This is a genomic window from Devosia sp. A369, assembly GCF_054489345.1.
Map to the genome: position 1 here is coordinate 163,886 of NZ_JBTMWV010000001.1, position 13,126 is coordinate 177,011.

At 64.1% G+C, this 13,126-nt stretch carries 11 protein-coding genes; 6 read left to right on the forward strand and 5 right to left on the reverse strand.

Annotated features, from left to right (window positions below):
• Positions 1-226: 226 nt before the first annotated feature.
• Genes ACX3OZ_RS00775 through ACX3OZ_RS00790 form a run of 4 tightly spaced genes read left to right on the forward strand, consistent with a single transcriptional unit; the run spans position 227 to position 4,620 of the window.
• Positions 227-1,147: a 2-dehydro-3-deoxygalactonokinase gene (locus ACX3OZ_RS00775; RefSeq protein WP_459095326.1), complete on the forward strand. Its 921-nt coding sequence runs from the start codon at positions 227-229 to the stop codon at positions 1,145-1,147.
• A 16-nt stretch (positions 1,148-1,163) separates the two neighbouring features.
• A complete protein-coding gene (locus ACX3OZ_RS00780) occupies positions 1,164-1,775 on the forward strand; it encodes a 2-dehydro-3-deoxy-6-phosphogalactonate aldolase (RefSeq protein ID WP_459095325.1) in 612 nt (203 codons plus the stop codon).
• Positions 1,772-2,650, forward strand: a complete 879-nt coding sequence (locus tag ACX3OZ_RS00785) for an SMP-30/gluconolactonase/LRE family protein (RefSeq protein ID WP_459095324.1) — start codon at positions 1,772-1,774, stop codon at positions 2,648-2,650. The genes ACX3OZ_RS00780 and ACX3OZ_RS00785 overlap by 4 nt, the downstream gene beginning before the upstream one ends.
• Positions 2,651-2,658: 8 nt before the next feature.
• Positions 2,659-4,620, forward strand: a complete 1,962-nt coding sequence (locus tag ACX3OZ_RS00790; protein WP_459095323.1) for a beta-galactosidase — start codon at positions 2,659-2,661, stop codon at positions 4,618-4,620.
• Here the strand turns inward: ACX3OZ_RS00790 and ACX3OZ_RS00795 are convergent.
• Positions 4,589-6,628, reverse strand: a complete 2,040-nt coding sequence (locus tag ACX3OZ_RS00795) for a ComEC/Rec2 family competence protein (protein ID WP_459095322.1) — start codon at positions 6,626-6,628, stop codon at positions 4,589-4,591. The genes ACX3OZ_RS00790 and ACX3OZ_RS00795 overlap by 32 nt on opposite strands.
• Positions 6,629-6,738: 110 nt before the next feature.
• On the opposite strand from ACX3OZ_RS00795, the gene gltX reads away from it, so the two are divergent.
• Both gltX and gltA read left to right on the forward strand, forming a co-directional pair.
• Positions 6,739-8,160, forward strand: coding sequence for a glutamate--tRNA ligase (gltX, locus tag ACX3OZ_RS00800; RefSeq protein WP_459095478.1), 1,422 nt, complete (start codon positions 6,739-6,741; stop codon positions 8,158-8,160).
• Between the two features lie 155 nt (positions 8,161-8,315).
• The gene (gene gltA / locus ACX3OZ_RS00805; RefSeq protein ID WP_459095321.1) at positions 8,316-9,605 is read left to right on the forward strand and encodes a citrate synthase; all 1,290 of its coding nucleotides are present in this window, start codon (positions 8,316-8,318) and stop codon (positions 9,603-9,605) included.
• On the opposite strand, the gene ACX3OZ_RS00810 is transcribed toward gltA, so the two are convergent.
• From ACX3OZ_RS00810 to lpxD, 4 genes are read right to left on the reverse strand one after another with little or no spacing between them, the layout of a single operon-like run.
• The gene (locus ACX3OZ_RS00810) at positions 9,581-10,747 is read right to left on the reverse strand and encodes a lipid-A-disaccharide synthase (RefSeq protein WP_459095320.1); all 1,167 of its coding nucleotides are present in this window, start codon (positions 10,745-10,747) and stop codon (positions 9,581-9,583) included. The two genes, gltA and ACX3OZ_RS00810, sit on opposite strands and share 25 nt — an antisense overlap.
• Positions 10,747-11,556, reverse strand: coding sequence for an acyl-ACP--UDP-N-acetylglucosamine O-acyltransferase (gene lpxA, locus ACX3OZ_RS00815; RefSeq protein WP_459095319.1), 810 nt, complete (start codon positions 11,554-11,556; stop codon positions 10,747-10,749). Before lpxA ends, ACX3OZ_RS00810 begins: the two co-directional genes overlap by 1 nt.
• Positions 11,553-12,029, reverse strand: coding sequence for a 3-hydroxyacyl-ACP dehydratase FabZ (gene fabZ, locus ACX3OZ_RS00820; protein ID WP_459095318.1), 477 nt, complete (start codon positions 12,027-12,029; stop codon positions 11,553-11,555). Before fabZ ends, lpxA begins: the two co-directional genes overlap by 4 nt.
• Positions 12,026-13,054 carry a UDP-3-O-(3-hydroxymyristoyl)glucosamine N-acyltransferase gene (gene lpxD, locus ACX3OZ_RS00825; protein ID WP_459095317.1) on the reverse strand — a complete coding sequence of 343 codons (1,029 nt, stop codon included), beginning with the start codon at positions 13,052-13,054 and terminating at the stop codon, positions 12,026-12,028. The genes fabZ and lpxD overlap by 4 nt, the downstream gene beginning before the upstream one ends.
• Positions 13,055-13,126: the final 72 nt, after the last annotated feature.

Here is a 13,126-nt window from a genome sequence, read left to right on the forward strand (position 1 = left end):
AACACGGCTTACGCCAGAGTGAACGCGATTCCGAAGAAAAAATCATACAATTGAACGCGGCGATGAATTCACGCCCGTCGATATTCCTCAACGCTCTGAAAACCTTACCAAACGAGGGGACCGCATGGGCCGATCCGGGCTGTTCTCTGACGCAGAATCGGGCTGGCTGAAACGGATATCAGCCATTAGGGTCGCGCCGCGACGAGGCAGGCGGTGAGGAGACGACGTGACTGAGATTGCAGACTGGGTAGCCGTTGACTGGGGCACCTCCAACCTTCGGGCCTGGGGCGTGCGCGCCGATGGCAGCGTCGCGTTCGAACGAAGCTCGCCCAAGGGGATGGGCAAGCTGACGCGCGAAGAGTTTCCTGGCGCGTTGAGCGAGGTGCTCGAGGGCGTTAGCCCGGAGCGCTCCGGCGCTATTGAGGTGCTGATCTGCGGCATGGCCGGCGCCCGCCAAGGGTGGCTGGAAGCGCCCTATCTCGAAGCGCCCACCGATTTGCGCGGGCTGTTCGACGGCGCCGTGCGCCCGGTCATGCCCGACAATTTTTTGGCCCCCGCCATCCTGCCCGGCGTCTGCCAGAAGGGCGGCGCCGACAATGTGATGCGTGGCGAAGAAACCCAGTTGCTGGGGCTGGCAGCGCTGCGCCCGGGCTTTACCGGCGTGGTCTGCATGCCCGGCACCCATTCCAAATGGGCGCAGCTCTCCGGCACCCGCATCGAGCATTTCTCCACCGCCATGACCGGCGAAATGTTTGAAGTGCTGCGCGTAAATTCCGTGCTGCGCCATTCGCTGGGCGGCGACCTCGATGGCCCCGGCCGGGCCGAGGGCTTTGCCGAAGGCGCGGCGGCCGGCCTGGCGCATCCCGAGCAATTGCTGGGCACGCTGTTCCAGGTTCGGGCCAGTTCGCTGCTTTCGGGCCGCCAGCCCGATTGGTGCGCCGGTTATCTGTCGGGCCTGCTGATCGGCACCGAGATTGGTGGCAATCGTCACCTGATCGGCACCGAGCCGGTGCCGCTGATCGGCTCGCCGGCGCTCTGCGCACTTTACACCCAGGTGCTCGCCATGATCGGCGCCACGGGCGAGGCCCAGGATACCACCGCTATCGTGCTCGCCGGCCTCAAGGCCGCGCGCAGTTTTGCCGCTTAGTTTGGAGTTCATTGCCATGAACCATCGTCACATCATCGCCATCCTGCGCGGCATTACGCCGGCCGAAACTGTGGGCGTCTGCGAGGCGCTAGTCGCCGCCGGCATCACCATGATCGAAGTGCCGCTCAATTCGCCCGATGCGCTGACCAGCATTTCCCTCGCCGTCAAGGCGCTGGGCCAGCAGGCCGCTATCGGCGCCGGCACGGTTCTCACCACCGCCAATGTCGCCGCTGTGGCCGAAGCGGGCGGCAGTTTCATCGTCTCGCCCGACACCAACACTGATGTCATCGCCGAGACGGTGCGCCGGGGCCTGCGCTCCTATCCGGGGGTCTTCTCCCCGTCCGACGCGTTCCGCGCGGTACATGCCGGTGCGACCGGTCTCAAATTCTTCCCGGCCGAAGTGCTGGGTCCCAAGGGCATCAAGGCGATGAAGGCGGTGCTTCCGCCCGAGCTGCCGCTTTATGCCGTGGGTGGCGCCAACCCCGACAATTTCCATGAATATTTCGCCGCTGGCTGCGTCGGCTTCGGCCTCGGCACCTATATCTACAAGCCCGGCATGAGCGTCGCCCAGGTGGCCGAGCGTGCCGCCGCGGCCGTCACCGCCTATGACGCGGGAGCCGCTCAGTGACCCAGACCGCGCGCCTTTTGATCGACAGCCAGTGTGCCCTGGGCGAAGGCCCGATCTGGCATGCTGGCCGCCAGCAATTGTTCTTTTTCGATATCAACGAGCAGACGCTGTTCGCGGTGACGGCGGCCGGCGAGATTGCCGATAGCTGGCTGTTCAACGAGATCGTGGCCGCCGCTGCCATCATCGATGACCACACGCTGGCGCTGGCCACCGAAACCGGCCTCAAGGAGTTCGATCTGAACACAGGCGGCATGAACCGGATCAACGAGATTGAAGCCGACAATCCGGCGACGCGCACCAATGACAGCCGGGTGCATCCATCCGGCGCGTTCTGGATCGGCACCATGACCAAGAGCGAACCGGAATCCCCGATCGGCTCGGTCTATCACTATCGCGCCGGGACGCTGACCACGCTCAAATCGGGCATTTCCATTCCCAACGCCACCTGCTTTTCGCCCGATGGCCGCATCGCCTATTGGACCGACACGCCTACCCGCAAGATCATGCAGGTGGCGACCGATCCCGATACCGGCCTGCCGGTGGGCGAATGGACGCTGTTTGCCGATGTCGCCGACGGGCGCGGCTATCCCGATGGCGCCGTGGTCGATAGCGAAGGCTATCTGTGGAACGCCAAATGGGGCGGCTCCTGCGTGGTGCGCCACGCGCCGGACGGCTCCATCGACCGCATTGTCGAAGTACCGGTAAGCCAGGTCACCTGCCCCGCTTTTGGTGGGCCGGACCTCAAAACCCTGTTCATCACCACCGCCAACAAAGGCATGAGTGCCGAACAGCTGGCCGCTGAAAAAGTCGCCGGCGGTTTGCTTGCCATCGAGGTCGACGTCGCCGGCCAGCCTGAAACGCCCATCACCCTCTGAGATCCGCCATGACCAGCCCTGCCCTCGGCGTCTGCTACTATCCGGAACACTGGCCTGAGGAGATGTGGGAGCGCGATGCGGCCCGCATGGCCGAGGTCGGCATTGCCTGGGTGCGGATTGGCGAATTCGCCTGGTCCAAGCTGGAGCCGACGCCGGGGCAGCTGACTTTCGACTGGATCATCCGCGCCATGGATGTGCTGGGTCGGCACGGACTAAAGGTGGTGTTCGGCACGCCGACCGCCACCCCGCCGCGCTGGATGATCGACAAGCATCCCGACATGCTGGCCGTCGACGCGGCAGGTCGGCGCAAGGGCTTTGGCTCGCGCCGTCACTATGATTTCAGCCATCTTGGCTATCGCGAAGAAGCCGGCCGCATCACGCGGCTGTTGGCGGAAGCAGTCGGCAATCACCCCGCGCTGGCCGCCTGGCAGACCGACAATGAATATGGCTGCCACGGCACCACCTATTCCTATTCGCCGGCCGCCAAGGAAGGTTTCCAAAATTGGCTGGCCGAGAAATATGGCTCGGTAGACGCACTGAACCAAGCTTGGGGCAACGTGTTCTGGTCGATGGAATATAACCGCTTCGATCAGGTGGAGCTGCCCAATCTGCTGGTCTGCGAGGCCGCGCCAGCGCATGATCTCGATTTCCGCCGTTTTGCCTCCGATCAGGTCGCTGCCTTCAACAAGGTGCAGTACGACATCCTCAAGGCGGCGCGGCCCGACCTGCCGGTGATCCATAATTTCATGAGCCGCTACACCGAGTTCGACCACTACGATTTGGCCGAAACGCTCGACATAGCGAGCTGGGATTCCTATCCGCTGGGGCATCTGGCGACCAGCGACGAACCGGACGAGTTCAAGCGGCTCTATATGCGGCAGGGCGATCCCGACAACGCCGCCTTCCACCACGACCTCTATCGCGCCGTCGGCCATGGCCGCATGTGGATCATGGAACAGCAGCCCGGGCCCGTGAACTGGGCCGACTTCAACCCCGATCCATTGCCCGGCATGGCCCGGATGTGGGCCTGGGAAGCCATCGCCCATGGCGCCGAAGTGGTGTCGTATTTCCGCTGGCGGCAAGCGCCGTTCGCACAAGAACAAATGCATGCCGGCCTGCTGCGGCCCGATAGCGAACCGGCGCCGGCCTATCACGAAGCCATGCAGGTGGCGCAGGAACTGCAAAGCCTTGGCATCGACGGCACGGCCAGCAAGGGCCGCGTGGCCATTGTCTATGACTACCAGAGCGAATGGGCCTGGGAAATCCAGCCGCAGGCCAAGGGCTTTTCCCATGGTGCCCATGTCCGCGCGCTCTATGCCGCCTTCCGCAAGCATGGCGTCGATATCGACATCCTGCCGCCCAGCACCAAGAGCTTTGCCGGCTACGACATTGTCGCCATTCCGGCGCTGTTCGCCTGGAATGACGATTTGCGCAGCGCTATCACCGAATTCGAGGGCCATGTGCTGATCGGCCCGCGCTCGGGCTCCAAGACCCAAGATTTCGCCATTCCCGCTACGCTGGCGCCGGACCTGCCGAGCAATCTGCTCGACGTCAAGGTGACGCGCGTCGACAGCATCGGCCCCGGCACCGATGTCGAGGTTCGTGGTGGCGGCGGCGCGGTGCGCCATTGGCGCGAGCGCATTGAGACCAAGGCCAATGTGGTGATCGAGGACGTCGAAGGCTGGCCGGTCTTGGTGTCACAAGGCAAGCTGTTCTATCTCGGCGCCAGTGGCACCAAGGCGCTGGTGCAGCGCGTGGCGGATTATCTGATCGCCGAGGTCGATTTGCCGACCCTCGCCTTGCCCGCCGGCGTTCGCTGCCGCACCCGCGATGGCTGGCGCATCTATGTGAACTACGGCGCGCAGCCGGCGACGCTGAACCCGGCCAAGGATGAGACCGGCTATGTGCTGGGGACGGCCGAGATGCCGCCCGCCGGCGTCACGGTGGCAAAACTCGCCACGGGCGCGTGAGATTGGGAATGGCGGTGCGGATCTCGAACCGCGCCGCCGCTCCATCCCAGCGCACCCAATGCACCCCGCCCGCCGCCAGCGCATCGGCGTCGATCACCGCTCCGCCGCCGCAGGTCACCGGCGCACGCATCCGGGCCACGATCAACTGGTGCAAGCCACAATCCTCGGCAAACGCCGCCGCATTGCGGATCACCGCGACCGAGAATGCATCGGTTCCGGCGATGCAGCCCAGACTATCGCAGCGCGCTCCTTGCACCTCCCCCGCAATCACCTCCTGATAATGCTCGCTCCACACATCCACGGCAAAGCTGCCGGCGCGGCCCGTCACCAGCCCCATGCCCGTCTCGGTTCGTAGCGCGACCGCCTGGGTGGTATCGGCGATGAGCAGATCGGGCCGTTGATCGAGCCCAACCAGCAGGATAAGCGGCACCGCCACGGCCGGGCCAAGCATGCGCCACCAGCTATTGAGAAAGGCGAACCAGGCCAGCGCCGCCAGCCCGATCAACAGCGCCCAATGGGTCAGCAACGGGTTACCGGTCAGGCCCTCGCTCCAGCCCGCTACCAGCTCTGCCCCGTCCACCATGCGGTCAATGCCCCAGCCCATCGCCATGACGAAGGGCCGCTCCACGCCGAACGGCATGGCCAGCACGGACAGCACGGCAAACGGCATGATGACGAGACTGACCACCGGCAGCACCAGCACGTTGCCGATTACCCCAAGCGGGGCGGTCTGCTGGAAATGATAGGCCGAAAACAGCAATGTGGCCGTGCCGGCAATGAAACTGGTCAGCGCCGTGGCCCAGACCGTCGCCCACAGCCGTAGCCCCCAGGAGCGATCTTCGGGTGGCGCGCCGCGCGGCAATTCATAAATGCCGATCAGCGCCACCACGGCGGCGAAGGATAGCTGGAAACTGGCGCGGAACACGCTGGCCGGATCGATGAGAATGATGGCGAGCGCCGCGATGGCGACATTGCGCATGGTCAGCGCCCGCCGCCCGGCCAGCACCGCGCCGAACACTAGCCCCAGCATGATGGTGGAGCGCAAGGCCGGAACATTGGCGATGCCCCCCGCCAGCAGCAGATAGCCCGCCGCCGCAACAATGCCGGCCAGCGCCGCGATTTTCTTCACTGGCCAGCGCATCGCCGTCGCCGGAATCGAGGCGAGTAGCAGCCGCAGCAGAAAATACATGCCGCCGGCGACGATGGAGAGGTGCAGCCCCGAGATGGAATAGATATGCGCCAGCCCCGAGGCCGCCATCACCTTGCGCGTCTCGTCGTCAATGGCGCTCTGGTCGCCCACCACCATGGCCCGCCCAATCGCCGCCGAAGCACCATCGAGCACCGCATCGATCCGGCCGCCGATGCTCATGCGCAGGCTTTCCACGGCGCGGGTCGCGTCCAACTCGCTGCCGCGTGCCACCAGTTCAAAGCCGCTGGTGACCGTGCCATAGGAGCCAATGCCGGCGAAATAGGCGTGGAACTGCCCGTCAAACGCCCCCGGCAGGATCGGCCCCGGCACCGGGGCCAGTCGCATATTGGCGCGGATAATGTCACCGGGGGCTAGCGGCGGCGTCGGTGGCACCACCAGCCGCGCCTTGGCAATCCGCACCGGCCGATCCCCCGCCACCGGCACCAGCTCCGACACCACGATGCGGCGGGTCTCGGCGGTGGCGGAGACAATCTCATCCACCCGCGCCTCGAACAGCCCGTAGGCCGGTCGCGCCAGCATCGAGGTGCCGAACCACAGCCCATGCAGCGGCAACAGGCAAAGCCCGGCCCAGAAGGCGATAACCAGACCGAGCAGCAGCAATGCCGGCGACCGCCAGAGCCAGACCGCGCTCAATGCCAGCGCGACAGCCACCCCGGCCAGCGCCCAGTGTTCCGGCTCAAAGGGCAGCCCGGCATAGACAACGAGACCGGCAATCATGGCGAAGGGCAGCAGCACGAATAGCCGCCGCGCGGCTATTGCCACATCGACAGCCAGCCATGGCGCCGGCGCATGCGCCACGCCGGCTGTACGCTCGCGTGTTCCGCGCCCCTGCACCCGGCTTGCCCCCGCCCTTGCGCTCGTGCCGTGCTATGCTACACACGGCGGCAAAATCCTCCAAGCATTCCGGTATCATGTCCCAGGTCGTAACCCGTTTCGCCCCTTCTCCCACCGGCTATCTCCATATCGGTGGTGCCCGCACGGCCCTGTTCAGCTGGGCCTTTGCCCAGAACCAGGGCGGCAAGATGCTGCTGCGCATCGAGGACACCGATCGCGAACGCTCGACCGAGGCCGCCGTGGTGGCGCTGGTCGATGGCCTCAAGTGGCTGGGCCTCGACTGGGAAGGCGAGCCGATCAGCCAGTTCGGCCGCGCCGCGCGCCACGCCGAAGTCGCCCATGAATTGGTCAAGCTCGGCCACGCCTATTATTGCTATTGCTCGCCCGCCGAGCTCGACCAGATGCGCGAAGAAGCCCGCGCTGCCGGTAAGCCGCCGCGCTATAACGGCTATTGGCGCGACCGCGACCAGAGCGAAGCGCCGGCTGGCGTGGCGCCCGTGGTTCGCATCAAGGCCCCGGTCAGCGGCGATATCGTCGTCGACGACCATGTGCAGGGCAAGGTGGTGTTCAAGACCGAAAACCTGGATGACTTCATCATCCTGCGCTCGGACGGCACCCCGACCTATATGCATGCTGTGGTGGTGGACGATCACGACATGGGCGTGACCCACATCATCCGTGGCGACGACCACCTGACCAATGCCGCCCGCCAGATCATCATCTACAATGCGATGGGCTGGACCGTGCCGGAGATGGCCCATATCCCGCTGATCCATGGTCCCGATGGCGCCAAGCTCTCCAAGCGCCACGGCGCGCTGGGCGTCGAAGCCTACCGCCAGCTGGGCTATCTCCCCGAAGCCTTGCGCAATTATCTGGCCCGGCTCGGCTGGAGCCATGGCGATGACGAAATCTTCTCGACCCAGCAAATGGTCGAGTGGTTCAGCCTCGACGCGCTCAACAAGGGTGCGGCGCGGTTTGACTTCGTCAAACTGGAAAACATCAACGGCCACTATATCCGCGAAGCCGCTCCGGCCTATCTCTATGACGTGATGCTGGCGACGGCGATCGAACTCGGCCGCCAGGTCGACGTCGATGGCCTCTCCGTCAACAAGGACACGGTGCTGGCCGCCCTGCCCGAGCTGCAGCCGCGCGCCAAGACGGTGCTGGAGCTGATCGACCTGGCCCAGTTCATTTATGCCGTGCGCCCGCTGGCCATTGAGCCGGCCGCCGCAGCGCTGCTGACCACCGACACGCGCACTGTGCTCAAGGACATGGCCGATGTGCTGCGCGGGCTCAATGAATGGTCGGTGCCGACCATCGACGCGGCCATGCGCTTGCTGGCCGAAGCCAAGGGACTCAAGCTCGGCAAACTGGCGCAGCCATTGCGCGCCGCGCTCACCGGACGCACTGTTTCGCCGGGCATTTTTGAAGTTATGGTGCTCATCGGACGCGACGAAAGTATGGCCCGGCTGGAGGATCAAATCGGCGCTGTCTAGTGCTAATAGGAGGGTAAGCCTTGCTTACCCATAAGTTGCCTCGGAGGGGCAAAAACTGATACCCCTCACCGAGCCATTCCAGACTGCCATTATGCGGCCCCGCCCTTACCGAAATCCCTTCCAGACTGGGGTTCGGGGCCATCGAGGAGAGCTCAATGACCGACAAAGTCGCCAAACTCGTCATCGGGGACCAGACCCACGAATTCCCGGTGCTGTCCGGCTCGGTGGGCCCGGATGTGATCGATATTCGTTCGCTCTATGCCAAGACGGGGATGTTTACCTACGACCCGGGCTTTACCTCGACGGCAGCCTGCGACAGCGCCATCACCTATATCGACGGTGACAAGGGCGAACTGCTCTATCGCGGCTACCCCATCGACCAGCTTTCCGAAAAAAGCTCCTATATCGAAGTCTGCTATCTGCTACTGTATGGCGAGCTGCCGACCAAGACCCAGCTTGAGGAATTCAGCGACATCGTCACGCGCCACACCATGGTGCATGAGCAGATGCATTATTTCTTCCGTGGCTTCCGCCGCGATGCGCATCCGATGGCAGTGATGACCGGCGTGGTCGGCGCCATGGCCGCTTTCTACCATGACTCCACCGACATCAACGATCCGCAGCAGCGCGAGATCGCCTCGATCCGCATGATCGCCAAGATGCCGACGATTGCCGCCATGACCTATAAATATTCGGTCGGCCAGCCCTTCGTCTATCCGCGCAACGATCTCGATTACGCGTCGAACTTCCTGCATATGTGCTTCTCGGTTCCAGCCGAGCCCTACCAGGTGAACCCGACCATCGCCAAGGCGATGGATCTGATCTTCACCCTGCATGCCGATCACGAGCAGAACGCTTCCACCTCGACCGTGCGCCTGGCCGGTTCGTCCGACGCCAACCCCTTCGCCTGCATCGCCGCCGGCGTTGCCTGCCTCTGGGGTCCGGCGCATGGCGGCGCCAACGAAGCGGCGCTCAACATGCTCAAGGAAATCGGCACCGTCGATCGCATTCCCGAGTTCATCGCGCGCGCCAAGGACAAGAGCGACAATTTCAAGCTCATGGGCTTCGGTCACCGCGTCTACAAGAACTTCGACCCGCGCGCGACGGTGATGCAGCAGACCGCCAAGGAAGTGCTCGACCTGCTGGGCGTGCACAATAATCCGACTTTGCAGGTGGCCCAGGAGCTCGAAAAGATCGCGCTCGAAGACCCCTACTTCATCGAGCGCAAGCTCTATCCGAACGTCGATTTCTATTCGGGCATCATCCTCGAGGCTATCGGCTTCCCGACCTCGATGTTCACCGTGCTGTTCTCGGTCGCCCGCACCGTTGGCTGGATCAGCCAGTGGAAGGAAATGATCGCCGATCCGCAGAAGAAGATCGGTCGTCCGCGCCAGCTCTACAACGGCGCTCCGGCCCGCGACTACGAGGCGCTCAGCACCCGCTGAGCCCAATGGGCGAGGACCCGGTCCGCCGGGTCCTGACGCGGGAAATCGGCTTCGCCGCTTTCCATCAACATCGCAAGCTCGCCAAAGCAGACGATCTGCTCCTGGCGGGCTTTTTTGTTGTCGAGCAGGTTCTGCACCACGCCGCCGAGCGCGGCCGCATCTGGCGTATCCTGCACCAGCTCGGGAACAGCCTCACGTCCCAGGATGATATTGGGCAAGGATACGGCCGGCCGGCCGAGCCGGGCATAAATGCCGCGCTGCGGCCCATCCATCACATAGCTGACCGCCATGGGCACCCGCGCCAGCGCCAGTTCCAGCGTCACCGTGCCCGAGACCGCCAGTGCCATCACCGCCCGCTGATATAGCGCCGCGCGGGCGGCACGGTCGGAGACGATTTGCACCTTCACCGGCCAGTCCGCCACTTCCTGGCTGATCCGCTCGACGAGCGCCGGCAGCGTGGGAATGACGATGCCGTCAACCGCCGGGTGATTGGCCAGTTGCGCCGCAACCTGGCGGAACAGCGGCAGATGTCGGCGCAATTCGCCCTCGCGGCTCCCCGGCAAGAGGATCAGCGGCCCCTGCTCGACCGCATCACGGTCAAGCCGTTCGCCCAGGGCGGGATGGCCGACATAGCTGGTGGGTGGACCGCCAAGGCGCTGCATCACCGCCGGCTCGAAGGGCAACACGGCCAGCACTTCGGCAAACAGCGGCTTGAGCTTGGCCGCCCGCTGCGGCGCGCGGGCCCAGACCGAGGGTGCAACGTAGAGAATGAGGGTACCGGCATAGCGCAGCTGTTTCAGCCGACGCGCCAGCAGCCGGGAAAAATCCTGGGAGTCGACCAGCACCACAATGTCGGGCTTGGCGGCGCGGATGGCGCGGGCCGTCTGTTCAATGCGCCACAGCAGCAGCGGCAGGCGCAGCAGCACGTCGCTGATCCCCATCACCGCCAGATCGCGCATCGGGAACAGCGAGCGCAGGCCCTGCGCCTCCAGTTCCTGCCCACCGACACCAATAATGGCCAGCGGCACGATGCGCTTGAGGCGGATCACCAGATCGGCGGCGATACGGTCGCCCGAGGGTTCGCCGGCCAGGATGAACAGCTTGAGGTGCTCGGGGCCCGCCGGCCCCGCCTGCCCGCTCATTACTCGGTGCTGTGGCCGTTGCGGGGCATCAGAATCGGCCGATCCGACGCGGCAACGATGAAGGCAACCACATCCTGCACCAAGGAATCGCCCTTGAACAATTCGGCCGCATCCTCGACCCGCTCGCGCAGCGTGCCTTCGCTGGCAAAGATCAGCCGATAGGCCGCCCGCAGCCGGTGAATGGCTTCGCGGTCAAATTTGCTGCGCTTGAGCCCGACCAGATTGAGCCCGGTCAGCGCGGCGCGGTTGCCCACGGCCATGCCATAGGGAATGACGTCGCCATCGACCATCGACTGCGCGCCGATAAAGGCATGCGCGCCGATGCGGGTGAACTGGTGGATGACGCAGGTGCCGCCAAAAATGACATTATCGCCAATCTGACAATGACCGGCGATGCCGACATAATTGGCCATGATGACATTGTTGCCGATGATCGCGTCATGCGCCACATGGGCGCTGGCCATGATCAGGCAATCATTGCCGATCTTGGTCAGCATGCCGCCGCCCTCGGTCCCCGGATTGATGGTGACCGACTCGCGGATCACGCAGCGTTCGCCGATCACTAGGCGCGAGGCCTCACCGTGATATTTGCGATCCTGCGGCGTATGGCCGATCGAGGCAAACGGATAGATCTGCGTGCCCGCACCGATTTCGGTGTGGCCATCAATGCTGACATGGGAAATCAGCTCGACATCGTCATGCAGCACGACATGGTCGCCGACGATGCAATAAGGGCCGATCTTGACGCCGTTGCCCAACCGGGCGAGCGGGCCGACAATGGCTGTCGGGTGAACGCTCGGTCCGCTCACGAAGCGGCCTCCACGATCATGGCGGTTATCTCGGCTTCCGCGATAATCGTGCCATCAACGATGGCCTTGGCCTCGTAGCGCCCGACATTGCGGCGGCGCTGGATCTTGGCGATGTGGAACTCGATGGTGTCGCCCGGGCCAGCCGGCTTGCGGAACTTGGCCTTGTCGACACCCAGCATGAGCACGATGTTCTTCTTGCCGCCACCGGAGTCATGTTTGATGACGATGGCGCCGGCCGTCTGGGCCATGCCTTCGATGATCAACACACCCGGAAAAATCGGGTTCTCGGGGAAATGGCCCTGAAAGATCGGTTCATTGAACGTGACGTTCTTGATGCCGATAGCCGTCTCATCACCGTCGATCTTGATGATCTTGTCGATCATCAGGAACGGATAGCGGTGCGGCAGGCTTTTCAGGATCTCCGCAATATTCATGGCCCCGAGTTCGGTGGTCACTGGTGCGCTGTCGGTCATCCCCGCTTTTCCCCCTTGGAAAGTTTCCGCATGGTGGCGATTTCTCGCCAAAAATCTCGAATATCCTGTGCCGGCGCACCGGCCAGTTTGCTGCCCGGCGGCCAGTCCTTGGTGACGGCGGCGCGGCCATGCACCATTGAACCGGCCCCGATGCTCATATGACCGGAGGTACCGACGCCGCCGCCCATCAGCACGCCATCGCCCACAGTGGTGGAGCCCGATAGCCCGCTCATCGCGGCAATCAGGCAGTTGCGGCCGATACGGCAGTTGTGGCCGATCTGAACCAGATTATCGATCTTGGTGCCTTCACCGATCATGGTGTCGCCCAGCGCGCCACGGTCGATGGTGGAGTTGGCGCCGATCTCGACGCGATCCTGAATCAGCACCCGCCCGAGCTGGGGCACCTTGCGGTTCGACCGGCCGTGATCTAGCCAACCAAAGCCCTCGGTGCCGACGCGCACGCCGGAATGGATCACCACCTCATTGCCGATATAGGCGCAGTCGATGGTGCAATTGGCGCCGATGATGCTGTTGCGGCCGATGGTGACGCCAGCGCCGATGACACTATTGGCGCCGATCACCGTGCCACGGCCGATCTCGACCCCGGCCCCGATGACCGCATTGGCGCCGATGATCACATCGCGCTCGAAAACCGGCTCGCCCAAGTCATCTCGGCCAGCCGCGAGTATGGCGCGGGTATTGCCGGGATAGAGCAGATCGAGAATTTCGGCGAACAGCAGATGCGGCTTGTCGCTGACAATGGCCATGCTGGTCGCTGGCACCATCTCGAGCAGCGCCGGCGTGACCAGCACGGCGCCAGCAGCGGTGGCGCGCAGCACTTCGGCATAATCAGTATGGGCTGCGAGGGCCAGATCGCCGGGACCGGCAAGATCCAGCTCGGTCACCCCTGAAACGGACCAATCTGCATTGGCCAGCCCGGTCAGCATCTCGCTGCGGCCAAGCGTGGCGAGAATGGCACCGATGGTGGACGGGCCGGCAAAACGATGAAAACGGGTGTCGACCATGATGTCACTTAAAAAGAATTGAGCCGCGGCGCTACCGCCCCGCGGCTCAATGAACTGTCACACGCTATGCGG